Consider the following 23,184-nt stretch of genomic DNA (forward strand, 5'->3'; position numbering starts at 1 on the left):
CCGGCCTCCAGGCCTAGAGGACGGAGTGGGTCACCGTCCCCCGGTAGGTGCCGGGGGCCATCCCCGGCGGGACGACCACGGTCAGGACGGGGGTCCAGCTGGCGCTGTTGTCGCCGAGGACGTCGGTCGCCGTGACCACCGCCGTCGGCTCGCGCAGGTTCCGGCCCGCGGACGTCGTCACCGTGACCGTGCCCTCGGTGTCCACCTCCCCGGGCTCGTAGCGGAACTGGCTGGCCGGCAGGCTGCTCTCCCCGCGACCGGTGAAGTCGGTCGCCACCACGTCGGCCACCCAGCCCGAGCCCGCGGGCGCGTTCCGCCGGTCGCGGACGGTGACCTGGCCGAGCCGGCCGCTGACCATGGTCTGGCCCCCGTCGGTCGTGATCGTCGTGAGGCTCACCTGATCGTCCTCGACGGCGATCTGCAGGGCGCCGCCCGGCACGGTGACGACGACGTCGCTGGTGGCGGTGGGGTCCGCGCTGGCCGGCGTCCCGACGAGGCAGAGCGCCACCGCGACCGCCAGGCCGGGCAGCACCGCCCGGGGGCTGACCGCCCTCATGTCGTACCGCGACGGCGGCGTCTGGCCAGGAGCAGCAGTCCGACGACGACGGCCAGGACGACGACCCCGACGATCAGGGCCAGCCGCTCGCCGGCGGTGAGCCCAGCGGCGACAGGGACCGGCGCAGCCGCCGTGTTCGCGACGGCAGGGAACGTGATGGTCGCCTTGGCGCTGCGCTGGTCGGTCCCGCTGGCGACGGTGACCTTGGCCGACCAGGGGCCCTCGGGCAGCCGAGGATCGAGCGGGATCACCACGTCCCGTGTGCCGCCGATGGCCAGCGTCGTCTTCGCGGGAACGGTGAACGGTCCCGCCGAGAGTCCTCCCGGGCCGTCCTTCAGGCTGAGGGAGCCGCGCAGGTCGAGCGCGCGCTCGCCGGTGTTGCGGACGGTCACGTGGATCTCCGGGATGCCGGCCTGCGTCCGGGCCGCCGTCAGCGACGCGATGTCGAAGTCGGTCTTCGGGGCGCCGCCCGGCCCGACCGACAGGTAGATGCGGATGCCGACGCGACTGACCTGAGCCACCCCTCCGGGCGTGGCCGGAGGGACCTGCACGGACGCCCACACCACGGCGTACCGCTCACCCCGGACCGCGTCGTCCGGGACGCGGATGGCCACCTGCGCCATCGAGACCTGCCCGGGCGCCAGGTCGTCGCGGTCGAGGGTGACCGAGGTCCAGCTCGAGAGGTCGTTGCCGGTCCGCCCCTCCGCCCCGACGAAGCCGTCGTCCGTGACGGTCGCGGCGGCGGCGTAGGCCTCCACCTCCGCCCGGTCGCCGGTGCCGTTGCTGACCTCCACCCGGCGTTCGATCACCGAACCGGGTTTGACGTGGTCGACGATGTACGACCGGGCCCGCGGGTTGTCGGCCTCCGCGGTCGGGACGTCGACCAGACGGATGCCGAGCCCCGGCTCGGCCGGGACCGCGGTGGCGACCCCGGGGCTGCCGGCGAGAAGAAGTCCCACGATCACCGCGATCGCGAGCCCGATGAGCCGGCGCACCCCGAGGTCCCCGACCTGCTCAGGCGACCGACGTGGTGACCGTGCCGGTGTAGGTGCCGGCCAGCGCGTTGCTCGGCAGCGCGACCGTGAGCGTCGGGGTCCAGCTGGCGGTGTTGGTGCCGACGACCCCGGTCGAGCTCATCACCGCGACCGGCGTGCTCGTCAGGGTCGCGGTGAGCACCGGCAGCACGACGGCGATGCCGGTGTTGGACGCCAGACCGGGCACGTAGGTCACCGAGCTCGACGGGGTGTCGCCGGCCGTGGTGGTGAACGTGGTCGAGCTGGCCGACGCGGTCCAGCCGACCAGACCGCCGCGCAGGTCCGCGACGCTGACGGTGCCGAGAGAGCCGGAGACGCTGCTGCTGCCCGCGAAGGCGCTCGGGATGGTCGCGGTCGGCGCCACGGTGAGGTTCAGCGCACCGCCGTTCAGCACGAACGTGGTCGTGGTCGTGCCGGTGGTCGCGGCCGAGGCCGGCAGGGCTGTCGCCAGCGTCGCGGTGGCGACAACGGCGGAGGCGAGCAGGAGGCTGGTGCGGCGCATAGATCGACGTCCTTCGAGGGTGGCGCAGGTGGAGCCCTGCGACGACAGATGGTTGCTTCGCCCCGTCGAAGGTCCCGGAACGGCCACCGCTCTCGCGCGTGCCGCTTCGGTACGGAGAACATATTAATGACAGAGAAGGCCGGTCCGCTGCTCGATCGCACAATCAGGTCGACACGAGGTACGACGGCCGGCTCGACCGGTGCTGATCCCTAGGGTGTGGGTGTGACCGCCCTCCGACCGGTGCGTGACGCCTACTCGGCCAAGGCGGAGCAGTACATCGCCCTCGTCGACGCGGGTTGGCCCGACGACGACGGCGACACCGCGCTGGTCCTGCGCCACCTGACAGGGCTTGACGGACCCGTGCTCGACCTCGGTTGCGGCCCCGGCCACTGGACCGCCCGCCTGCAGGCCGAGGGGGTCGACGTCACCGGCATCGACCTCGTCCCGGAGTTCGTGACCCACGCGCGGACGACCCGACCCGGCTGCGACTTCCGGCTGGGTTCGATGACCGACCTGGACGTCGGCGACCGGTCCGTCGCCGGCGTCCTGTCCTGGTACTCGACCATCCACGTGACGCCGCACCAGCTGCACGACGTCCTGGCCGAGCTGCGCCGCGTCCTCGTACCCACGGGCGTGCTGGTCCTCGGGTTCTTCGACAGCGAGGACGACGTGGCCGCGTTCGACCACCAGGTGGTGACGGCCTACCGGTGGCCGGTCGACGCGCTCGCCGAGCGACTCGAGGCCGCCGGGTTCGTCGAGCTGGAGCGCCGGCAGCACCAGGTCGCGGCCCGACCGGACCGGAGGTACGCCGCCCTCGTCGCACGCGCAGCAGGCTGAGGTCGCAGCTCCGGCACCGGGGCCTGATGGGTTGTGTCAGCCCCTGCTCGGCGCCGCTTCTTGTCGGTGGCCTAGGCAGGATCGATGAACCCGTGCCCGGCGAGCTTCAGAGGAACACGCGCCGCGACAGCGCGAGGCCGGAAGGTCATCGCGCTGCGATGATGCCGCCATGCTCTCGACGGAGTACGGGGACCGGCGCTGCCGGTCAGGACGCAGCAACCGAAGGGTCCTGATCGCGCTGAGCGTCGTCCCCTTGCTCTTCTCGTGGATCGGCTGCTCAGCGCCTGACGCTCCGACACCCGGCCCGTCGTCGCCCTCGCGGCAGCCGACATCTGCTGTCACCCCCGGCGACGCGAGCGCGACGCCCTCGGCCGCCCAGTCGTCCTCGCCGTCGCCGCAGGCCGTCCAGCCCGTCGATACCGGTCCGCGCCGGCACGCTCGCGGGACTGCGGCCAGGACGGCGAGCGGTTACGACTACGTGGTCGTCAGCGACGACACCATGTCGGGCATCGCCGAGCGCTTCCGCGTCTGTGTCCGCGACATCGCGCGGGCGAACGACGACAACCTCGACGTCTTCGTCGACGAGAGCCTGACCATCAAGCGGACGACCGACATCGACGTCGGTTCCGCTGAGTGCAAGGAGTCGAGCGTCTAGCGGCAGCCGATCGCCGGGCTCTGCTGAGCCGGCGATCGACCAAGACCCTCGGCCTCAGAACTCGGCTGAGCCCGGCGAACCCGGTCGGCCGTCGGCCGACCGGGTTCGTCCGGACTACCGGCCGAGGGCCCGCTGGGCCTTGACGAGGTCGTCCTGCATCTCGTTGATCTTGCTCTGGTACTCACCCAGGTTGCCGGCCGTGAGCGCCTTCTGGGCGTCGGCGTAGGCCGTCGACGCGTCGTCGAGCGCGGCGACCGCCGCCGGGTTGTCGGTCTCGCCCGACGGGGTGCCGTCCCCCTCGCCCTCCGGGGTGGTCGCCCCGGCGTTGCCCTTGAACACCTGGTCCAGCGCGTCCTGCAGCGAGGTGCCGAAGCCGACCGACTGGCCGAAGCGCACCGCCACGAAGCGCAGCACCGGGTAGGAGCCCGACGAGGCCGGGCGCTGGGCGTAGACCGGCATCGCGTACAGCAGGCCGCCGCCGAGGGGCAGGGTGAGCAGGTTGCCGAACGAGGCCTGCGAGCTGCCCTGCGCTGTGAAGTTCCGTAGCGCCGCGCTGACCGTCTCGTTGGTCGTGATCGCGTTGAACGACTGCCCGGGACCGTCGATCTGCGTCGTGTCCGACATCTGCAGGATGCGGATCCGCCCGTAGTCGGGGCTCGCCGCGTCGGCGTTCACGGCCATGTACGCGGCCAGGTTCGACCGCCCGTTGGGCACGTACGCGGTGGTGAGCGAGAAGACCGCGTTCGGGTCGCCCGGCCACTTCACCGAGAGGTAGAAGGGCTGCTCGACCGCGCTCGTGGACGCCGCGTTGACCGGGTCGCGCGGGATCTCCCACAGGCTCGACTGCCGGTACCAGGTGCCGGGGTCGGTCTGGTGGTAGCGGGCCAGGATCTGGCGCTGCACCTTGAAGTAGTCCTGCGGGTAGCGCAGGTGCGCGAGCAGGTCGGCCGGGATCGCGCTCTTCGGCTGGATGACGCTGCCGAAGACCTTGCGCCAGGTCTGCAGGACCGGGTCGGACTCGTCCCAGGCGTAGAGCTTGACGGTGCCGTCGTACGCGTCGACGACCGCCTTGACCGAGTTGCGCATGTAGTTGATGTCGTTGCCCGGCTGGGCCACGACCTGCGTGCCGGGCGTCGTGGTCTGGCTGTCCGAGGTCGCGGCGTTGAGGTTGATGCGCTCGCTGTTGGGATAGCTGTTCGACGTCGTGTAGCCGTCGACGACCCAGACGATCCGGCCCTGCACGACGGCCGGGTAGGCGTCGCGGTCGACGGTCATCCACGGGGCCGCCTGCTGCACCCGCTGGAGCGGCGTGCGGTCGTAGATGATCTTCGACGCGCTGTTCACCCGGTCGGACAGCAGGATGTTGATGTCGGCGAACTTCGCGGCGTAGAGCAGCTTGTGCCACAGGCTGCCGATCGAGACGCCGCCCTTGCCGGTGTAGGTGTAGTTCGGCCCGCCCGGCGTGTCCAGCTCGATCGGCGCGGCGCCCGGCTCGGCACCGACGATGGAGTACTCGTCGGGGCTCTGGCCCTGCAGCTCGCCGAAGTAGACGCGCGGCTCGTGCTCGGCGATCTGGCCGGTCGGCGGGATCCCCTCGGTGATCCACTGCGGCTCGCCGTTGGCCTGCGCCCGGTTGCCGTACGCGGAGACGAGGCCGAGCCCGTGGGTGTAGACGGTCTTGAGGTTGTTCCAGTTCTGGCCCTCGACGCCGTCGAGGTTCATCTCGCGCACGGCGACGACGGCGTCGGTCTCCTGGCCGTCGATCGTGTAGCGGTCGACGTCGAGATTCTTCGGGAACTGGTAGTAGCCGCGGACCTGCTGCAGCTGCTCGTACGCCGGCGAGACGACGCTCGGGTCGATCAGGCGGATGCCGGGCAGCGCCTCGGCGTCGGACCTCAGCTGGCCGGCGGTCGCCGTCGTGGTCGCGGAGTAGTCCGTGACCTCGGTGTTCGCGACGCCGTACGCCGCCCGCGTCGCGTCGATGTTCTGCTGGATGTACGTGCGCTCGCGCAGCTCCTCGCTGGGTCGCACGGAGAAGTACTGGACCGCGCCGGGGTAGACGTAGCCGAGCACGATCGCGGACAGGATCAGCAGGACCAGGCCCGCCGTGGGGACGACCCAGCGCTGCAGCAGCGCGTTGCCCAGGAACAGCAGCGCCACGATGCCGGCGGCGATCGCGAGGATCAGCTTGGCGTTCGCGGTCGCGTGGTCGGAGGTGTACGAGATGCCGGTGAACAGCTGGGAGGTCTTGGTGATCTCCAGCCCGTACTGGTCGAACCAGTAGCTGGCGCCGCGGACCAGCAGGGTCAGCCCGACGAGGATCGAGAGGTGCGCCTGCGCGGGGGTCGTGCCACCGCGGCGCGGGCCGCTGAAGCGCACCGCACCCATCACGTAGTGCATGACCGCCGCGGCGATGACGCTCACGGTCAGCGCGGCGAAGCCGAACGACAGGACGAATCGCCACCACGGGTAGGAGAAGACGAAGAACGAGACGTCCATGCCGTACTGCGGATCGGTGACGCCGAACGCGGTCCGCTTGCTCCAGGCGAGGAAGGTCAGCGTCTGCCCGCTCGCCGCGGCGCCGGCGAACAGCCCGACGACGACACCGATGCCGATCATGACCCAGATGAAGCGGGTCTCCACGATCTCGCGGTAGCGCTCGAGCAGCGGGCTCGTCGGGCCCTGCGGGCGGAACCGCGGGCGGAGCCGGTAGGCGATGGCCGCGTTGGCGGCGACGAGGCCGGCCATGACGAGGCCGAAGACCAGGAACAGCCCGACCCGGGTGAGCAGCACCGTGCTGAAGACGGAGCCGAAGTCGAACGAGCGGTACCAGAGCCGCGCCGTCCAGACGTTCGTGAAGAGGGCGAAGGCCACCACGAGGACCGCGACGACGACCAACGTGGGCAGGATCGCGCTTCGTCGTCGGCCGCCCTGGACCCGCACGCTACTCAACCGTTCTTCTCCTCGTCACCGCCGTACCCGGACCGTCCACCGCCGGTCCTGGGCTCGCTGAGGAGCGCACGACCCGTACGGGTCAGCCAAGGGTATGCGCCAAGGCTGTGGCCAGCCCCGGCACGAGGTCGGTGCCCGCCAGGAGCTCCTCCGGCTGCGTCCGCAGGCGGGCGACGCCGTGCTGCGCGCCGCTGCGGTCCACCGCGACGACGACCCGGATCTCCTGGGCCGCCGGGTGGGCGGCCACCAGGGCGGCCGCCTCGGCCGGGTCGTCGGGGAGGTCGACCTCGACCGACGACGGCAGGAACGTGCGGACGGTGGCCACGGCGGAGCCGAAGACCTCGTCGGGCCACTCGATGCCGGCGAGGTCGCCGAGCAGGTCGTCCGTGGGCACGAACGTGTCCTGCTCGATCGCGGTCAGCGCCCCGGGCGCACCACCGTCGGCCGAGGTGCGCAGCTTCAGCGCCTCCGCCAGACCCGGCTCGGCGGCCACGAGCGCATCGGTCTCGACGAGCGCGAACAGCCGTGCCGGCGCGTCCCAGCCCGCCTCGCCCACGTGGTGCTCGAGCTCGACGAGGGCGGCCAGCAGCGCCTCGCGGCGGTCCTGCTCCCCCACGACCGCGGACGGTCCGGAGGGGGTCGTCGGTGTGGTCACGAGGCGGCTCCTAGCACGTGGGCAGCTGCTGGCTGGGCGCGCCCGAGCCGAGCGCGCGGACCGACTCGATGGCGTCGGTCAGGGTCGCGACCCGGACGAGCCGCATCGAGGTCCGGACGCCGGCGAGGTCGGCGCAGTTGGGCGCGGGCACCAGGAACGTGGTCGCCCCGGCCTGCTCGGCTCCAGCGATCTTCTCCTGGATGCCGCCGATGCCGCCGACCGTCCCGCTGGGGTCGATCGTGCCGGTCCCGGCGACGTGCTGGCCGGCGAGGAGCTCGCCCGGGGTCAGCTTGTCGTAGATGGCCAGCGCGAAGACCAGCCCGGCGCTGGGCCCGCCGATCCGCTGGCCGAGGTCGTAGGAGATGCGCGGGCCGTAGGAGTAGCCGGTCCCGATCGTGATGCCGATCTGGACCCCGCCGCCGGCGGCCTGCGCCTTCGGCTCGACGCTGACCTCGGTCCGCACCTTGTCGCGCAGCACCACGAACTCGAGCGGGACGTCCGCCTCGGCCCGCCGCACGGCCGCCTGGACGGACTCCAGGGTCGAGGTGGTGGTCCCGCCGACGGAGACGACGAGGTCGCCGGGCCGGAGCCGGTTCTGGGCGGGGCTGCCGATCGTCACCGACGTGACCGCGGGCAGCAGGTCCACACGTTCGCCGTCGGCCCGCAGGGCCGCGACCACCGCGTCGTCCTGCGCGTCCACCATCATCTCGGCGTCGTCGCTTTCGACGTCCTCCACCGACTTGCCGGGCGGGTAGATCGCCTCCCGCGGCAGCGCGTCGTGGTGGGGCCGCCAGTAGGCGACGAGCGCCTGCGGCAGGCTCAGCCGGGAGTCCGCCGTGGTCGTCGAGACCACGGTCAGGTCGAGCTGGCCCGACGTCGGGTAGGTCGGCGTGCCCGAGATCGTGATGATCGGCTCGGAGCCCGCCGCCAGCACGTCGCGGGCCTGGCCCGGCGACCACGTCACGTACGGCACGGGCACCACGGCGACCAGGACCGCGAGCACCACGAAGACACCCGCGGACACGAAGGCCGTCACGGTCTGGCGGGTGATCGAGCTGGAGCTCATGCGCCGGGCTCGTCGCCCAGGCCGACCCACTCCGACGTGCCGTCGACGAGGGCCTGCTCCTTCCAGATCGGCACCTGCTCCTTGAGCGTGTCGATCAGGTGGCGGCACGCCTCCAGGGCCGCCTGCCGGTGGGCCGCGCCGACCGCCACGACCACGGCGAGGTCGCCGACCTCGAGGTGGCCCGTGCGGTGCGCGACCGCGATCGCCGTGACGTCGTACGCCGCCGCCGTCTGCTCCGCACAGGTCCGGAGCGCGGCCGTGGCGGTCGGGTGCGCGGTGTAGTCGAGGCTCGTGACCGCGTCGCCGTGGTCGTGGTCGCGGACGACGCCGACGAAGAGGGCGATGCCGCCGACGCTCGGGTCGCGGACCTGGGCCAGCATCGCGTCGACGCTGAGGGGATCGCTGCTGGTGCTGGCCTCACGCACCACCTCGTGCGGACCGGCCATGCCTGCGACCTTAGCCGAGAGCCCAGGGCCCGCGCGTACCGTGGAGGGTCACGGCAGCGCAGCCGCCGGCAGGGCCCGAACCACACCAGGCGACACCAGGAGACCCCATGACGCAGGACCGGGACGAGCGTCCGGACGACGAGCAGGGCGAGCCCCCGGCGACCCAGCCGGGTGCGGGCGCCGGCGGTTCCGGGTCGGGCTCCGGCTCGGGCGCGGGTTCGGGCGGCTACCGCCTCGGCGGGTCGGGCTCCGGCTCGCCCGGGAGCGGGTCGGGCGGTGGCGCGGGCTTCGGCGGCGGGGCCGGCTTCGGCGGGCTCGGCGGCGGCGCGGCCCCCTCCGGCGGCGGTGACCCCACCAACCCGCTCGAGGCCCTCTTCGCCTCGCTGGCCAGCGGCGACACCAACGCTCTCGCCGCCCAGCTGCAGAGCGCCTTCTCCATGCTCGGGGGCGCGGGCGGCGGCATGTTCGGCGCCGGCTCGGACTCGGCCTCCGGGGTCAACTGGGAGGTCACCAAGGACACGGCGCGCAAGAGCGCGGCCGCGCTCGGCCCCGACCCGACCCCCTCTCAGGCCCAGGTCCGGGCGATCGCCGACGCGGTGGCCATCGCCGAGGTCTGGCTCGACGCGGCGACGGACTTCCCGCGCGTCGAGGGGCAGCCGGCGGCCTGGAGCCGCGCCGAGTGGATCGAGCGGACGATGCCGACGTGGCGCCGCCTGGTCGAGCCGGTCGCGAGCCACATCGCCGACGCCATGGCGGGCGCGCTCACCACGGAGGGCGGCGACGAGGCCGGCATCCCGGGGATGGCCGGCATGGCCGAGATGCTCCGGCCGATGCTGCGCAGCTCCGGCGCCAGCATGTTCGGCCTCCAGCTGGGCCAGGGCCTGGGACAGCTGTCCGGCGAGGTCGTCAGCACGACCGACATCGGCCTGCCGCTGACCGACGTCCCCCAGGTCGCGCTGCTCCCCACGAACGTCGCCGCCTTCGGCGAGGGCCTCGAGCAGTCGGCCACGGACGTCACCCTCTACCTCACCCTGCGGGAGTGCGCCCGGCAGCGCCTCTTCGCCTCGGCCTCGTGGCTGCGCTCCCAGCTGCTCGTGCTGGTGGAGCAGTACGCCGCCGGCATCACCATCGACACCTCCGCCCTCGAGGAGGCCGTGTCCGGCATGGACCCCTCCAACATGGAGGAGATCGGCGCCAAGCTCGAGGGCGGCCTGTTCGAGCCGCAGAAGACCCCCGAGCAGCTGGCCACGCTCCAGCGCCTCGAGACGATGCTGGCGCTGGTCGAGGGCTGGGTCGACGACGTCGTGACCGAGGCCACCGCGCGCTGGATGCCGGCCGCGGTCCCGCTGGCGGAGACCGTACGACGCCGTCGGGCGACCGGCGGTCCGGCGGAGGCCACCTTCGCGACGCTGGTGGGGCTCGAGCTGCGCCCGCGGCGGCTGCGTGACGCGGCCAACCTCTGGGCGGCCGTCCGTGACGCCCGCGGGGCGGAGGGACGCGACGCGGTCTGGAGCCACCCCGACCTCGTGCCCACGTCCGCGGACCTGGACGACCCGCTCGGCTTCGCCCGCACCGACGACGCGGCGACCGAGAGCGCGGACGACGACTTCGACGCCGCCCTGGCCGAGCTGCTCGACGAGGCCGACAAGCCCGACGACGAGAAGCCCGACGACGGTCAGGACGCCGCGGGCACCTCGCGGTAGCCGTACGCGTCGCGGACGGTCGCCACGACGACCGCGACGTCGGCCGGCGGGTCCTCGCGCCACCAGGCCAGGGAGACCGGCACGGGCGGTGCGTCGCGGACGCGCCGGTAGACCACGCCCGGGTGCCGGTGCTGGTGCGTCGTCGCGGCCGAGGTCATGCCGACCGCCTGGCCGGCGACCACCGACGTGAGCAGGTCCTCGACCCCGTGCACCTCGCGGTAGGTGCGGGGACCGCCCTCCGCCGGCCAGAGGTGCTCGCCGGTCGTGCCCGTCCGTGGGTCCACCGCCAGCGTCCGGCCGGCGAAGTCGGCCAGCGCCACGGCCCGGCGTCGGGCGAGCGGGTCGGTCCGCGGCAGGACGGCGTAGCGGTCCTCGCTCCCCACCGGCTCGACCGCGAAGCGGGCATCGGTCAGCGGTCGCCGCAGCACGGCCACGTCGACCAGGCCCTCCGCCAGCCCGGCCGTGGGGCTGTTGGTGCCCAGGAACACGAGCTCGCGACCGGGGTGGGCCTCCGCCCAGCGCCGCTGCACCGGGGCCGTGTGCTCCCCCAGCGCGGACCACGCGTAGCCGACCCGGACCTCGCCCTCCGCCCGCCCGGCGACCCGCTCGAGCGCGGCGACCGCGCCGAGCGCCTGGCGGGCGTGCTCGAGCACCCGGAGCCCGGCGGCGGTGGTGGTCACCTGACGGCTGGTCCGACGGAGCACCCGGGTGCCGAGCGCGGACTCGAGGGCGGCCACCGCGCGCGACACCGACGCCTGCGAGGTGCCGAGCGCGATCGCCGCGTCGGTGAAGGACCCCTCCTCGACCACGGCGACCAGGGCTCGCAGCTGCCGCAGGTCGATGGCCATGCGCAAAGCGTATAGATCGCCGACGCGCCGTATTTCGTGCCCGTGGCACGCGGTCCGAGACTGCGTCGGTGACCTCGCTCGAGCCGGAGCTGATCGTCCCCGCGGCACCGGGCGGGGAACGTTCCGGGCTGCTCCGCGGCACGCTGACCATGACCGGCAGCGCTGCCTCCGCGCAGGTCGGTGCGGCTGTCGGTACCTTCGCGTACGCGGCCGTCGGGGTGCCCGGGGTGGTCGCCGTCCGCCAGCTCGTGGCGGCCGCCGTCCTGCTCCCGATCGCCCGGCCGCCCTTCCGCCGCTTCACCTGGGCGCAGTGGTGGCCCACCCTGCTGCTGGCCCTGGTCTTCGCGACCATGAACCTCAGCCTCTACTCGGCCTTCAGCCGGATCGACCTCGGCCTCGCCGCGACGCTCGAGTTCCTCGGGCCGCTCGCGGTCGCGCTGGTCGGCTCCCGGACCGTGACCGACCTGGTCTGCGCGGTGGTCGCCGGCGTCGGGGTGTACGTCCTCGTGCTGCCCGGGCCCGCGACGGACTGGCTCGGCGTGGGCCTCGCGCTGCTGGCGGCGGCCTGCTGGGCGGCGTACATCGTGCTCAACCGGCTGGTCGGGCGCCGCCTGCCCGGCCTGCAGGCCACGGCCGCGGCGACCACGCTGTCGGCGCTGGGCTACCTGCCCGTGGTGGTGCTCCTCGTCCTGCACGGCCGCCTCGTCGGGCTGCCGCTGCTCTACTGCGTCGCCGTCGGCCTGCTCTGCTCCGCCATCCCGTACGCGGCCGACCTCGTCTCGCTGCGCCGGATCTCGACGCGCTTCTTCGGGGTGTTCATGAGCGTCAACCCGGCGCTCGCCGCCGTCGTCGGCCTGGTGGTGCTGGGTCAGGTGCTCGAGGTCCACGCGTGGACGGGCATCGGCCTGGTGGTGCTGGCCAACGTCGTGGCCGTGGTCGTCGCCGGGACCCGGACGCGTCGTCCGCGGCCGGCCTGACCGAGAGGTCCGGACCTCAGGGGCGGACGCGCGCCGACAGCAGCGCGCGGGTCTCCTCCCAGCCCTCGAGGGCCGGGTCGAGCCGGTGGACACCGGCCGCACCGCGGAGCCGGTGCCACTGGGGGGTGACCTCGACCAGCGCGGGCGAGGGTGCGACGGCCCTCAGGGTCGACGTCGGGTCGAGATCGAGGTCGAGGTCCTCGAGCGGGAGCCAGGCCGCGACGGGCAGGCGGAAGCCCAGGGCGACACAACCCGGGCCGCCCCACTCGGGGGCGACGGCCACGTCGGCGCGGTGCAGCACCTTCAGCTGCTTGGCCAGCGCCAGCCCGGGGAGGTCGGGCGCGTCCGCCGGGACGAGGACGACCTCGTCGGCCTCCTCGGCGCAGGCGGCGAGCAGGTCACGCAGCCCCCGCTCCTCGAGGCGGAGGGAGCCGGGCCAGAGCAGCGCGTCCAGCGCGGCGGGGCCGACCAGACCGGAGCGCGCCCCGACCAGGTCGGCCGCCACCTCGTAGGTGTCGGCGAGGCAGGCGTGGGCGAACGCCGCGGGGTCCACGCCCGGAGGCGCCGCACCGGCCGCGTCGTACCGGGCCAGCACCAGGACCAGGCGACGACGTTCCGCGGCGTCCTCGGGAGCCGCGCTCACGCGTCGACCCCCTCGTCGCCGTCGAGGCCCGGGTCGGTCTCGAGCCGGGCCGCGGCGGCGTAGCCCTCCAGGTAGCCGCGGGCCCGCTCGGCGTCCGGATAGGCGGCGACCAGCGCGTGGAAGCGGGGGGTGTGGTTCGCCTCGACGAGGTGGACCAGCTCGTGCAGCAGGACGTAGTCGCGCACGTACGCCGGCATCGGACGCAGCCGGTCCGACAGCCGGATCGTTCCCTCGGCCGGGGTGCACGAGCCCCACCGGCGGCGCTGGTTGCCCACCCAGGTCACGCGGGTCGGGACGGGCGCGGACCCGAGCTGCGGGGCGAGGTGGCGGCGGCCGAGCTCGAGGGCCCGGGCCACGAGCGCGTCGTCGCCGACCGGGGCCCCGTCCCGGGCCTCGCGGGCGAGCAACCGCGCGACCAAGGCCTCGACGTGACGCCGTTCGTCGGCCCGCGACATCGTCGCCGGGACGAGGACGACGACGGTCTGCCCCTCGCGGTAGGCCGTGACCGTACGCCGCCGCCGCCGGCTGCGCCGCACCTCGACGACCGGCGTGCGCTCCCCCGTCGGTCCCGTCGCGTGCTCCACCGCTCCATCTTCACCCGCCCCGGAGCCGTCGTCGGACTCGCGCCGTCCCGGCCCGGGAAAAAAGTTCGGACGGACCACCGCACCGGTGGTTTCCACAGGTGAACAGCACGCCAACGGCCGGGGACGCCCCGGGGGCGGGGCCCCGTCCACCTTCTGGCCACACGTCGTCCACAGAGTTGTCCACAGGCAGTGGACAGAACACGCCGACCGCCGTTTGACGGGTGCTGCGCAGGACCCCTAGCGTTCCTCGGCACGAGGCCCTCGCCTCGTCGGGTCGCTCGCAGGGGAAGGCGGGCACGGTCCGGCGGCGAGGGCCTCGTGCTGTCCGCACCCGTCCCGGACGCCGGTCCCGGGCGGTCCTGAGCGGCGGCACGGCGTGGCGTGGCGGGTCTTCGCCCTGAGCCTGCCGCTACGCTGACCGGGTTCCGTCGGGCCTGCCGCAGGCTCAGCCCGGCATGATGACGAGAGTCGTCCACCGTCGAACGAGGAGAAGAGATGGCCGAGACCGAGACGTACAGCGGTGAGTTCTACTGCGTGAAGTGCAAGGAGAAGCGCGAGGCCACCGGCGACGTGCACGTGAACGACAAGGGCACGCGCATGGCGAAGGCCAAGTGCCCGGTGTGCGGGACGAACCTCAACCGCATCCTCGGCAAGGCCTGACCGACGCCCGACGTCCGCCGGCCCCACGGGTCGGCGGACGTCGTTCGTGTCCTGGGTCCGAGAGGCCTGTGGATAGCGGCTCCGGACCGTCGGCTGACCCCAGACTGGACGGGTGGACGGCACCGGGGACCTGAGTGTCCGTCTGGCGCCCCACGCGATGGTGCTGCGCCGCAGCGACAGCGAGCTGCAGATCGGCGTCGAGCCCTGCGTGGTCGTCCCCGCGTCGTACGACCGGGTGGTCCGCGACCTCGCCGTCGGCGCGCCACCGCACCACCTCGACGAGACCGCGGTCGAGCTCGGGCTCGGGCCGCAGGCCGTCCCCGACCTCCTCGTCGCCCTCGCCGACGCCCACCTCCTCCGACCGCCCGCCACGACCGCAGCCGTCCGCGTCGTGGGCGTGGGCCCGCTCGGCAGCCGTACGGCTCAGGAGCTCGTCAGCGCGGGCTTCTCCACCGTCTACCTGGCCGACCTCCCCGAGCACGTCAGGCCCGAGCCCGGGTCGTCGCGAGGGCGCCGCCAGCGCCGCCCCGACCCCGACCGCCCCGACCCGCTCGACCTCCTGGTGGCGTCCCTCGCCGACGACCGGACCGGCGTCCGCGTCCGGCGCACCCGCCACTTCGTCCACCCCGAGGGCGATGCCGTCGCGCTCACGGTCGTGGTCGCGGACGGCCCCGAGCCCGACCGGCTCGTCACCGACCTCCTGCGCGAGGTCGGCGCACCGCACCTCCTCGTCCGGTGCAGCGGGGATGAGGCCGTCGTCGGTCCGCTCGTGGTGCCCGGGACGACCTCGTGCGTGCGCTGCGCCGACCTGGCCCGGCGCGACGCCGACCCACGCTGGCCCTGGCTGCTCGAGCAGCTCACCCGCCTCCGGATGCGGCCCGCACCGACCCTGCTCGCCTGGGCGGCCGTCACCGCCGCCGTGCAGGCGCTGGCCTTCGTCGCCGGGGAGGGCGCGGAGACGCTCGGCCGCACGCTCGAGCTCGGCGCCGGCCAGCACACCCTGCGCCTGCGCCCCTGGCCCGTGCACCCCGAGTGCCCGTGCCGCTGGGGCGACGCCAGGTCCGCGCCGGACCCTGGCTGACGGTTGGTGCCGGAGAGAAGAATGGGGTCCATGCCCGACGACTCCCCCGCCGTGCCCGAGCGCGCCCGCGGGGCCCGGCGCCCCCGGCCGGGGCGGACCGACGCCCAGGCCGAGAAGGACGACGACCGCATCGCGCGGGGCGGGTTCCGGCGCAGCGCGCGGCTGGCCTCGCTCCCCCTCGGCTTCGCCGGACGCTCCGCCCTCGGGCTCGGGCGGCGGATCGGTGGTGCCCCCGCCGAGCAGGTGAGCGACCAGCTCCAGCAGAAGGCCGCCGAGCAGCTGTTCAAGGTGCTCGGCGAGCTCAAGGGCGGCGCGATGAAGGTGGGGCAGGCGCTGAGCCTGTTCGAGGCCGTCCTTCCCGACGACATCGCCGGCCCCTACCGGCAGCAGCTCGCCCGGCTGCAGGACTCCGCGCCGCCGATGCCGACCTCCCGCGTGCACGCCGTGCTGGCCCGCGAGCTGGGCCCGCAGTGGCGCGACAGCTTCAGCTCCTTCTCCGCCCAGCCCGCCGCGGCGGCCTCGATCGGCCAGGTCCATCGGGCCGTCTGGGCCGACGGCCGGCCCGTCGCGGTCAAGGTGCAGTACCCGGGCGCCGATGCCGCCCTGCGCTCCGACCTCCGCCAGATCGGCCGGATGTCGAAGGTCATGGCTCCCCTGGCCGGCGGCATGGACATCGGACCCCTGGTCGACGAGCTGACGGCCCGGGTGAGCGAGGAGCTCGACTACACCCTCGAGGCGGCCGCCCAGGCCCAGGCCGCCGAGGGGTTCGCCGGCGACGCCGAGTTCTTCGTGCCGGCGGTCCTGGCCTCGACCAGCAAGGTGATGGTCTCGGAGTGGGTCGAGGGCAAGTCGCTCAACTCCGCCTTCGAGATGCCGCAGGAGGACCGCAACCGGATCGGGCTCGCGTACGTCCGGTTCCTGTTCGCCGCCCCCGCGCGGGTCGGGCTTCTCCACGCCGACCCGCACCCCGGCAACTTCAAGGTGCTGCCCGACGGTCGGCTGGGCGTCATCGACTTCGGCCTCGTGGCCCGCTTCCCCGACGGCCTCCCGCCGGCGATGGGCCGGATCCTGCACGTCGCCGAGAACGCCGACGCGGCCCAGACCGCCGAGCAGCTGCGGGCCGAGGGCTTCATCGTGAGCGACGTCGACGCCCAGGACGTGCTCGACTACCTCGCCCCGTTCGTCGAGCCGGCTGCCGTGCCCGAGTTCGAGTTCACCCGCGACTGGATGCGCGAGCAGTTCGTCCGGGTCCGTGACATCCGCGCCAACAACGGGGTGGCGACCAAGATCAACCTGCCCCCGGAGTACCTGCTGATCCACCGGGTCTGGCTCGGCGGCCTCGCCGTGCTGGCCCAGCTGAACGCCCGCGCGCCGTTCAACGCCGTGCTCCGGGAGCTCCTGCCCGGCTACGCGGACTGACGCACGAGGGCGGCGGACCTCCCGTCCGCCGCCCTCACCTCCTGCCCCGGCTCACTCCTCGTCCGGCGACAGCACAGCACCGAGCCAGAGACGGACGACGTGGAAGAGCCGTACGCCCAGGTTCAGCCCGGAGTCCTCGCCCGGCACCCCGGCGCTCACGCCGCCACCTCGCCCCTGCGGGCGGGGACGGCGGGAGCGGCCGGCTCCACCGGGTTCTTGCGGGGCCGGCCCCGCGGCCGCTTGCGCGCGACCACGACACCGGCGATGAACAGCTCGCCACCCCAGACACCCCAGGGCTCCCGCCGGTCGAGCGCCCCGTCGAGGCACGCGGTCCGGATCGGGCAGTCCAGGCAGAGCGCCTTCGCCGTCTCCACGTCGGCGGGGGACTCGGCGAAGAACAGCTCCGGGTCGTTCAGCCGGCAGGGCAGCTCGGCGAACGTCACACCGCTGGGCGGGGTGACGAGTGCCGCGAGTCCGACTGCGAGGCTCATGTCGGCCTTCCTTGTTCACGGAGCGTGCTGCTCCAGGGGCCGGAAAGCACGAAGGCCGTGATTCCCGGTGTTCTGGGAGTCACGGCCTGGAGGCGGTCGGCGCTGTTACGCCGGCGGTCTGGAGGTCGGTGGTCCCGAACGGGTCGAGTGGTTGGTGGTGACGTACGTGCCGCCGGCAAAGGCGGTGCGTCCGTCCTGGGGCTGGTGCTCGGCGGCGGCGAAGGCCCGCTTCTCGGAGCCGGTCAGGTGACGCCACGCCATGGGGGCGGCGGCCGTCATCGGGCTCGTGAGGCGGGGCTGGGCGTCATCCGCACGCAGGCGCGCACCAGCGAGGGGGGCGCACGGGCGCGGCGACGCGACGAGCGCGGCCGGCATGTCGATGAGGATGGACACCTGGCGTTCCCCCTTCCCGGGGTGCGAGTGCTGCTGGTACGAGGCGATCTCGGTCAGGGGCGTGCGGGCACGTCCCTGGAGTTCGTGCATCACAGTAGGGCGCGGCCGCGTGGGGCCGCAACGGAATTAACGGGAGAGTTCCGAAGAACCTCGCCGCGCCCGCTCAGGAGGCGGCGCTCGCCCGCTCCTCGCCGGCCGCGAGGACCGACAGCACCTGCTCGCCGTACTTGTCGACCTTGAGCTTGCCGATGCCCTGCACCCGGAACAGGTCGAGGTCGCTGCGCGGCCGGGCCTCCGCGATGGCGACCAGCGTGGCGTCGGTGAAGACGCAGTACGCGGGCAGGCTCGCCGAGGCGGCTTCCTGACGGCGCCACTCCCGCAGCAGGTCGAGCGTGACCTCGTCGAAGGTCGACGGGCAGTCGGTGTGCCGGCCGAGCTTGCGCTCGGCGGCGTCGTTCAGCCCCTTGCCGCAGGAGCGGCAGTGCACGGACAGCACGGCCCCGCGCCCCCGGCCCTTGCGGGCGGCCGAGCTGGAGCCGACCCCGTTCGCTGCCGATCCCTTGTACGAGGCGGGGAGCACCGGGTCGAGGAACCGCGACGGCTTGCGCACGTTGCCGCCGCCGTTGCGGGTGCGCGACCAGGAGACGCGCAGCAGGCTCATGGCGCGGGTCATGCCGACGTAGAGCAGCCGCCGCTCCTCGGTGACCTCCTCCGGCGTCGTGGCCAGGACGAACGGCAGCGTCCCCTCGTGCACGCCGAGCAGCGCGACGCCCTCCCACTCCAGGCCCTTGGCCGAGTGCAGCGTCGACACGGTCACGCCCTGGGCGACGGGGACGTGCTGCGCCTCCGCCCGGCGGTCGAGCTCGGCCGACACCTCGGCGAGCGTGAGCGGCAGCCCGGCGGCGGTCCGGGCGGCGGCCAGGTCCTCGGCCACGCTGAGCAGGGCGGCGAGCGACTCCCACCGCTCGCGGACCGCGCCGGCGCTCTCCGGGGACTTCTCCGTCCAGCCGAGTGCGCCGAGCAGGGCCTTGAACTGGTCCAGGGCCGAGCCGCCCTCGCTCTCCGCGGCGCGGAGCTGCGTCCGCAGCGTCACGAGGGTCTGGCGCACCTCGGGCCGCTCGTAGAAGCGCTCCCCGCTGCGGACCAGGTAGGGGATGCCGCGCTCGGCCAGCGCCTGCTCCAACGGCGGCGACTGGGCGTTGATCCGGTAGAGGACGGCCAGGTCGCGGTACTCGACGCCCGCCGCGTGCTGGGCCTCGACCCACTCGGCGACGCCGGACGCCTCCGACGCCTCGTCCGACGACTCGACGAAGCTCACCTGCGGCCCGTCCGGGCGCTGGGCGACCAGCTTGAGCGACGAGGCGCCCGCGACCGACATCACCGCGTTGGCACAGCCGACGACCTGAGGGGTGGAGCGGTAGTCACGGACCAGCTTGACCACCGTGGCGTCGCTGAACCGCCGGGGGAAGCCCGTCAGGAAGGACGGCTGCGCCCCGGCGAAGGAGTGGATGGTCTGGGCCGGGTCGCCGACGACGCAGATCTCCTGGCTGTCGCCGCGCCACAGCGTGAGCAGCGCCTCCTGCAGCGGGCTGACGTCCTGGTACTCGTCCACGACCAGGTGGCGGTAGGTCCGGCGGACCTGCTCGGCGACGTCGGGGTGGTCGGAGATCAGCGCGGCGGTGCACAGCAGGATGTCCTCGAAGTCGATGCGGCCGCGGTCGCGCTTCGCCTCCTCGTAGCCGGTGAAGATCCGCGCGACCATGTCGGGCTCGATCGTGGCGACGCTGCGGTGGTGCTGCTCCGCGAGCCGGGCGTAGTCCTCGGGCCGGACGTTGCTGACCTTGGCCCAGCCGATCTCGGAGACGAGGTCCCGCAGCCGGGCGGTGTCGACGCGGACGCGCAGCCGGCCGGCGGACTCCGCCACCAGCGACATCCGGTTGTCCAGCACCGACGGGACGTCGCTGCCGTACGCCCGGGGCCAGAAGTACTGCAGCTGGCGGAGCGCGGCGGAGTGGAACGTCCGGGCCTGCACGCCGTGGGCGCCGAGCTGCTGGAGCCGGCCGCGGAGCTCGCCGGCGGCGCGCGTCGTGAAGGTGACGGCCAGCACGGACGTGGGTCGGTAGACCCCGGTGGCCACGCCGTACGCGATCCGGTGCGTGATGGCACGGGTCTTGCCGGTCCCCGCCCCCGCGATGACGGCGACGGGGCCGCGCAACGCCGTCGCGACCTCGCGCTGCTCGGGGTCGAGCCCGGCGAGCAGCTCCTCCGGGTCCGTTCCTGGCACGTCGAACACCGTAGCCGCCACCACCGACAGGAATCGAACGCTCGACGTCGCCAGGTGTCGGTGCGCTCTGACACAGTCACACCGTGACGACGACCGCCGAGCACAACCCCGAGAACAGCCCCGACGACCGGGCCAAGGCCGACCTGCGCGAGTACCTGCAGCGGGCCCGCGAGGACCTGCTGTGGAAGCTCGAGGGGCTGTCGGAGTACGACGTCCGCCGCCCGCTGGTGCCGACCGGCACCAACCTGCTCGGCCTGGTCAAGCACACCGCCGGCACCGAGGCGGGCTACCTCGGGGCGACGTTCGGGCGCCCGTTCCCCGACCTGCCGCGCTGGGCGAGCGACGCGGCCGAGGACAACGCCGACATGTGGGCCACCCCCGAGGAGTCGACGGCCGACCTGGTGGCCCTCTACCGCCGGGTCTGGGCGCACTCGGACGCCACGGTCGAGGCGTTGCCGCTCGACGAAATCGGCCTGGTGCCCTGGTGGCCCGCCGAGCGTCGCGAGCCGACTCTGCACCGCGTGCTCGCCCACGTCGTCGCCGAGACGAGCCGGCACGCCGGGCAGGCCGACCTCGTCCGCGAGCTGGTCGACGGCGCCGCCGGCATGCGGGCGGGCGTCAGCAACCTGCCCGACAACGACGCGGACTGGTGGACCGCGTACCACCACCGGGTCGAGCGGGCCGCGCGTCGGGCCGGAGACCGTTGATGCGCGTCGGGATCACGCTGCTGCCGGAGCTGGGCTGGTCGACCGACCGGGAGCGCTGGCGTGCGGTCGAGGCGTACGGCTACGACCACGCCTGGACCTTCGACCACCTCGCCTGGCGCTCGCTGGCCGACTCGCCCTGGTTCGCGACCGTGCCGACCCTCACCGCCGCCGCGCTGTCGACGAGCACGCTGAGGGTCGGGACGTGGGTCGCGACGCCGAACTTCCGCCACCCGGTCCCGTTCGCCAAGGAGCTGATGACGCTCGACCACCTCTCCGACGGCCGGTTGAACGTCGGGCTCGGGGCCGGCACGGACGGCTACGACGCGACGATGCTCGGTGAGCCTGCGCTCAGCCCGGGGCGCCGGCACGCGCGGTTCGCCGAGTTCGTCGAGGTGCTCGGCTCGGTCCTGAGCCAGCCGAGGACCAGCTGGTCGGGCGACTGGTACACCGTCGACGAGGCCCGGACGGTCCCCGCCTGCGTCCAGCGGCCGCACCCGCCGTTCGTCGTCGCCGCGAACGGACCGAAGGGCATGCGGCTGGCCCTGGAGCAGGGCGACGGCTGGGTCACCACGACCGGGGCGCCGCCCGACGCCGACGCCGAGGACTGGTGGGCGGCCGCGGCGGACAAGGCCGCCCGCTTCGCCCGCGCCACCGAGGACCGGACCGCCGCGGGGCCGCCGCTGCCGGAGGGCTTCACGCGCTACCTCAACCTCGAGGCGCGTACGGCGGACTTCGGCTCGGCGGAGCAGGTCGTGGACGCGCTCGGGCGTGCGGCCGCGCTCGGCTACACCGACGCGGTGCTCGCCTGGCCCCGACCCGACGGTCCGATGGCCGGCGACCCCGCCCTCGTCGAGGCGGTCGCGGCCCGGCTGCCCGAGGTGCGCACGTTCTGACGTCCGCGCGACGTGAGACCCCGGTCTGACGGTGGATCCCGTGGGAGGGGACCCCGGGGCGATGCGCGGGCGTCCCCGCTCCCCGAGGCTGTGGTGCGTGCAGACCCTCACCCCCGTCCCCACCGCTGCGGCCGGTTCCGTCGACCACCAGCCCACGCGCCGACCCCGGTCGAGGTGGACCTCGGTGCTGGTGCCCGTGGTCGTCGGCCTGGTGCTCGGCCCGCTCGACCTGCTGCTGCAGCACGTGCTGCCATACCCCTTCGCCAACCTGGCCAACTCCCCGGCGGCCTGGGCGCTCGTCGCCTTCGCCGTCGGGTGGTCCGACCGGATCCGCGGTCGCTGGTGGCCCGCCGTCGCCGGCGTCCTCACCCTGCTGCTCGCGGTCGAGGGCTACTACGCCACCGCCGTGGTCGCGCTCGGTGACGACGTCTCGACCCTGACCAACGGCTCCGCCCTGCTCTGGCTGGCCCTCGCGGTGGCGGCAGGTGCCGTGTTCGGCACTGCCGGCGCCTGGGCCCGGTCGGCCCACCCGTGGCGCGGACCGGTCGGCACGGCCGCCGCGGTCGCGGTGCTGCTGGCCGAGGCGTGGCTCGACCTCACGCGGCTCTCGGACGCGGGCGGCGACGTCGCCTACCGCCACGACCTCGCCCAGACGGCGGTCGTGCTGCTGGTGCTGGCGGCGCTCGTCGCGGTCCTGGCCGGTCGCTCCGCCCGTCAGCGGATCATCGGCTCGGTGATCGCCCTGGGCCTCGCCCTGCTGGGCGCCCTCGCGATCAGCACGCTCCGGACGTACGGGCTGCTCTGACGGTCCGCGCTGACGGGGGCGCCGGTCGCGCCGCGGAATACGGGCCGCGACGACCCGGTTGACGCCCTTGTGAGCACGCTGAACGCACCGACCGCCGACCGTCCCACGATCTTCACCACGACGTGGTGCGGCTACTGCAAGCGCCTCAAGTCCCAGCTCGACCGGGCCGGCGTCGCGTACGACGAGATCAACATCGAGGAGGTCCCGGACGGTGCCGCGCTGGTCCAGAAGGCCAACGGCGGCAACGAGACGGTCCCGACCGTCTGGTTCGCCGACGGCTCCACGCTGACGAACCCCTCGGCGCGGCAGGTCCAGGACAAGCTGGCGTGAGCGTCGCCCGGCCGGGGCTGCGGGCCGTCGTGCTCGACATCGACGGGACGCTCCTCGACTCGGCCGACGGGATCGTCGCCGGGTTCGGGCACGCGCTGCGGGCCGTGGGCGTCACGCCGCCCGACGACGCGACCCTGCGCTCCGACCTGGGACCACCGCTGGTGGACCTGCTCCCCGCGCTGGGCGTGCCGGCGGGCCGCCTGGCCGAGGCGATCGCCGCGTACCGCACCTTCTACTTCCGCGAGGGACTGCAGCAGGCCACCGTCTACGACGGGGTGGTCGAGGCGCTGACCACCCTCGCCGCGCGGCACCCCCTCGGCACCGCGACGGCCAAGCGCACCGACACGGCGCGCGCCACTCTCGAGGCGCACGGGCTGACCCGCTTCTTCGGCGTGGTGAACGGCCTGGGCGAGGACCAGCCGTCGAAGGCCGAGACGCTGGCCGAGACGCTCGAGCTGATGGGCGGCGTCGACCCCGCCGACGCGGTGATGATCGGCGACCGGCGTTCTGACGTCGCGGCAGGACGTGCCGTCGGTACCCGGACCGTCGGCGTGCTGTGGGGCTACGGCAGCCGGGCCGAGCTCGAGAGCGCCGGCGCGGACGTGCTCCTCGAGCACCCCCGCCAGCTGGCCGACCTGCTGCTGTCCTGACGACCATCGGCGG

25 protein-coding genes are annotated in these 23,184 nt (G+C 73.9%); 12 read left to right on the forward strand and 13 right to left on the reverse strand.

Annotated features, from left to right (window positions below; all coding sequences use genetic code 11):
• Nucleotides 1-13 precede the first annotated feature (13 nt).
• From FHX39_RS12535 to FHX39_RS12545, 3 genes are read right to left on the reverse strand one after another with little or no spacing between them, the layout of a single operon-like run.
• On the reverse strand, nucleotides 14-556 hold the full coding sequence (locus FHX39_RS12535; protein WP_183338897.1) for a hypothetical protein: 543 nt from the start codon (nucleotides 554-556) through the stop codon (nucleotides 14-16).
• Nucleotides 553-1,551: a peptidase gene (locus tag FHX39_RS12540; RefSeq protein WP_183338899.1), complete on the reverse strand. Its 999-nt coding sequence runs from the start codon at nucleotides 1,549-1,551 to the stop codon at nucleotides 553-555. The genes FHX39_RS12535 and FHX39_RS12540 overlap by 4 nt, the downstream gene beginning before the upstream one ends.
• Nucleotides 1,552-1,570: 19 nt before the next feature.
• Entirely contained in the window at nucleotides 1,571-2,092 is a 522-nt protein-coding gene (locus tag FHX39_RS12545) for a hypothetical protein (RefSeq protein WP_183338901.1), read from the reverse strand.
• A gap of 222 nt (nucleotides 2,093-2,314) precedes the next feature.
• On the opposite strand from FHX39_RS12545, the gene FHX39_RS12550 reads away from it, so the two are divergent.
• Nucleotides 2,315-2,929, forward strand: a complete 615-nt coding sequence (locus FHX39_RS12550; RefSeq protein WP_332836806.1) for a class I SAM-dependent methyltransferase — start codon at nucleotides 2,315-2,317, stop codon at nucleotides 2,927-2,929.
• A gap of 478 nt (nucleotides 2,930-3,407) precedes the next feature.
• The gene (locus FHX39_RS22155; protein ID WP_183338905.1) at nucleotides 3,408-3,584 is read left to right on the forward strand and encodes a LysM peptidoglycan-binding domain-containing protein; all 177 of its coding nucleotides are present in this window, start codon (nucleotides 3,408-3,410) and stop codon (nucleotides 3,582-3,584) included.
• A 114-nt stretch (nucleotides 3,585-3,698) separates the two neighbouring features.
• Here the strand turns inward: FHX39_RS22155 and FHX39_RS12560 are convergent, their stop codons facing one another.
• The 4 genes from FHX39_RS12560 to FHX39_RS12575 form a co-directional block, all read right to left on the reverse strand.
• The gene (locus tag FHX39_RS12560) at nucleotides 3,699-6,527 is read right to left on the reverse strand and encodes a UPF0182 family membrane protein (RefSeq protein ID WP_332836948.1); all 2,829 of its coding nucleotides are present in this window, start codon (nucleotides 6,525-6,527) and stop codon (nucleotides 3,699-3,701) included.
• A 91-nt stretch (nucleotides 6,528-6,618) separates the two neighbouring features.
• Nucleotides 6,619-7,191, reverse strand: a complete 573-nt coding sequence (locus FHX39_RS12565; protein WP_183338909.1) for a PPA1309 family protein — start codon at nucleotides 7,189-7,191, stop codon at nucleotides 6,619-6,621.
• 10 nt (nucleotides 7,192-7,201) lie between these two features.
• Entirely contained in the window at nucleotides 7,202-8,257 is a 1,056-nt protein-coding gene (locus FHX39_RS12570) for a YlbL family protein (RefSeq protein ID WP_183338911.1), read from the reverse strand.
• Nucleotides 8,254-8,703 carry a molybdenum cofactor biosynthesis protein MoaE gene (locus tag FHX39_RS12575; RefSeq protein ID WP_183338913.1) on the reverse strand — a complete coding sequence of 150 codons (450 nt, stop codon included), beginning with the start codon at nucleotides 8,701-8,703 and terminating at the stop codon, nucleotides 8,254-8,256. The genes FHX39_RS12570 and FHX39_RS12575 overlap by 4 nt, the downstream gene beginning before the upstream one ends.
• Nucleotides 8,704-8,810: 107 nt before the next feature.
• Here FHX39_RS12575 and FHX39_RS12580 point away from each other — a divergent pair, with 107 nt between their 5' ends.
• A complete protein-coding gene (locus FHX39_RS12580; RefSeq protein ID WP_183338914.1) occupies nucleotides 8,811-10,406 on the forward strand; it encodes a zinc-dependent metalloprotease in 1,596 nt (531 codons plus the stop codon).
• Here FHX39_RS12580 and FHX39_RS12585 read toward each other — a convergent pair.
• Entirely contained in the window at nucleotides 10,379-11,254 is an 876-nt protein-coding gene (locus tag FHX39_RS12585; RefSeq protein WP_183338916.1) for a LysR family transcriptional regulator, read from the reverse strand. The two genes, FHX39_RS12580 and FHX39_RS12585, sit on opposite strands and share 28 nt — an antisense overlap.
• A 68-nt stretch (nucleotides 11,255-11,322) precedes the next feature.
• On the opposite strand from FHX39_RS12585, the gene FHX39_RS12590 reads away from it, so the two are divergent.
• Entirely contained in the window at nucleotides 11,323-12,231 is a 909-nt protein-coding gene (locus tag FHX39_RS12590) for an EamA family transporter (RefSeq protein WP_332836807.1), read from the forward strand.
• A gap of 16 nt (nucleotides 12,232-12,247) precedes the next feature.
• Here the strand turns inward: FHX39_RS12590 and FHX39_RS12595 are convergent, their stop codons facing one another.
• Nucleotides 12,248-12,874: a glycosyltransferase family protein gene (locus tag FHX39_RS12595; RefSeq protein ID WP_183338918.1), complete on the reverse strand. Its 627-nt coding sequence runs from the start codon at nucleotides 12,872-12,874 to the stop codon at nucleotides 12,248-12,250.
• Complete coding sequence (locus tag FHX39_RS12600; RefSeq protein ID WP_332836808.1) at nucleotides 12,871-13,458, reverse strand: M48 metallopeptidase family protein; 588 nt, start codon at nucleotides 13,456-13,458, stop codon at nucleotides 12,871-12,873. The genes FHX39_RS12595 and FHX39_RS12600 overlap by 4 nt, the downstream gene beginning before the upstream one ends.
• Nucleotides 13,459-13,953: 495 nt before the next feature.
• Here FHX39_RS12600 and FHX39_RS12605 point away from each other — a divergent pair, with 495 nt between their 5' ends.
• From FHX39_RS12605 to FHX39_RS12615, 3 genes are all read left to right on the forward strand, one after another.
• Nucleotides 13,954-14,118, forward strand: coding sequence for a DUF5679 domain-containing protein (locus tag FHX39_RS12605; protein ID WP_183338921.1), 165 nt, complete (start codon nucleotides 13,954-13,956; stop codon nucleotides 14,116-14,118).
• Nucleotides 14,119-14,230: 112 nt separating this feature from the next.
• The gene (locus tag FHX39_RS12610) at nucleotides 14,231-15,199 is read left to right on the forward strand and encodes a hypothetical protein (RefSeq protein WP_183338923.1); all 969 of its coding nucleotides are present in this window, start codon (nucleotides 14,231-14,233) and stop codon (nucleotides 15,197-15,199) included.
• Nucleotides 15,200-15,229: 30 nt separating this feature from the next.
• A complete protein-coding gene (locus FHX39_RS12615) occupies nucleotides 15,230-16,618 on the forward strand; it encodes an ABC1 kinase family protein (RefSeq protein ID WP_183338925.1) in 1,389 nt (462 codons plus the stop codon).
• Nucleotides 16,619-16,773: 155 nt separating this feature from the next.
• On the opposite strand, the gene FHX39_RS12620 is transcribed toward FHX39_RS12615, so the two are convergent.
• The 3 genes from FHX39_RS12620 to FHX39_RS12630 form a co-directional block, all read right to left on the reverse strand.
• Nucleotides 16,774-17,109, reverse strand: a complete 336-nt coding sequence (locus FHX39_RS12620) for a WhiB family transcriptional regulator (RefSeq protein ID WP_183338927.1) — start codon at nucleotides 17,107-17,109, stop codon at nucleotides 16,774-16,776.
• Nucleotides 17,110-17,214: 105 nt separating this feature from the next.
• On the reverse strand, nucleotides 17,215-17,592 hold the full coding sequence (locus FHX39_RS12625; RefSeq protein ID WP_183338929.1) for a hypothetical protein: 378 nt from the start codon (nucleotides 17,590-17,592) through the stop codon (nucleotides 17,215-17,217).
• Nucleotides 17,593-17,665: 73 nt separating this feature from the next.
• Nucleotides 17,666-19,786, reverse strand: a complete 2,121-nt coding sequence (locus tag FHX39_RS12630; protein ID WP_332836809.1) for an ATP-dependent DNA helicase UvrD2 — start codon at nucleotides 19,784-19,786, stop codon at nucleotides 17,666-17,668.
• Between the two features lie 83 nt (nucleotides 19,787-19,869).
• On the opposite strand from FHX39_RS12630, the gene FHX39_RS12635 reads away from it, so the two are divergent.
• The 5 genes from FHX39_RS12635 (at nucleotide 19,870) to FHX39_RS12655 (ending at nucleotide 23,171) form a co-directional block, all read left to right on the forward strand.
• A complete protein-coding gene (locus tag FHX39_RS12635) occupies nucleotides 19,870-20,493 on the forward strand; it encodes a DinB family protein (RefSeq protein WP_183338931.1) in 624 nt (207 codons plus the stop codon).
• The gene (locus FHX39_RS12640) at nucleotides 20,493-21,386 is read left to right on the forward strand and encodes an LLM class flavin-dependent oxidoreductase (protein ID WP_183338933.1); all 894 of its coding nucleotides are present in this window, start codon (nucleotides 20,493-20,495) and stop codon (nucleotides 21,384-21,386) included. The genes FHX39_RS12635 and FHX39_RS12640 overlap by 1 nt, the downstream gene beginning before the upstream one ends.
• A 97-nt stretch (nucleotides 21,387-21,483) precedes the next feature.
• Complete coding sequence (locus tag FHX39_RS12645) at nucleotides 21,484-22,191, forward strand: DUF6518 family protein (RefSeq protein WP_183338935.1); 708 nt, start codon at nucleotides 21,484-21,486, stop codon at nucleotides 22,189-22,191.
• A 69-nt stretch (nucleotides 22,192-22,260) separates the two neighbouring features.
• Nucleotides 22,261-22,521, forward strand: coding sequence for a mycoredoxin (locus FHX39_RS12650; RefSeq protein WP_332836810.1), 261 nt, complete (start codon nucleotides 22,261-22,263; stop codon nucleotides 22,519-22,521).
• Nucleotides 22,518-23,171 carry an HAD hydrolase-like protein gene (locus tag FHX39_RS12655; RefSeq protein WP_183338937.1) on the forward strand — a complete coding sequence of 218 codons (654 nt, stop codon included), beginning with the start codon at nucleotides 22,518-22,520 and terminating at the stop codon, nucleotides 23,169-23,171. Before FHX39_RS12650 ends, FHX39_RS12655 begins: the two co-directional genes overlap by 4 nt.
• The last annotated feature ends 13 nt before the right edge of the window (nucleotides 23,172-23,184 follow it).

The sequence above is a fragment of the Microlunatus antarcticus genome, assembly GCF_014193425.1.
Lineage (GTDB): Bacteria > Actinomycetota > Actinomycetes > Propionibacteriales > Propionibacteriaceae > Microlunatus > Microlunatus antarcticus.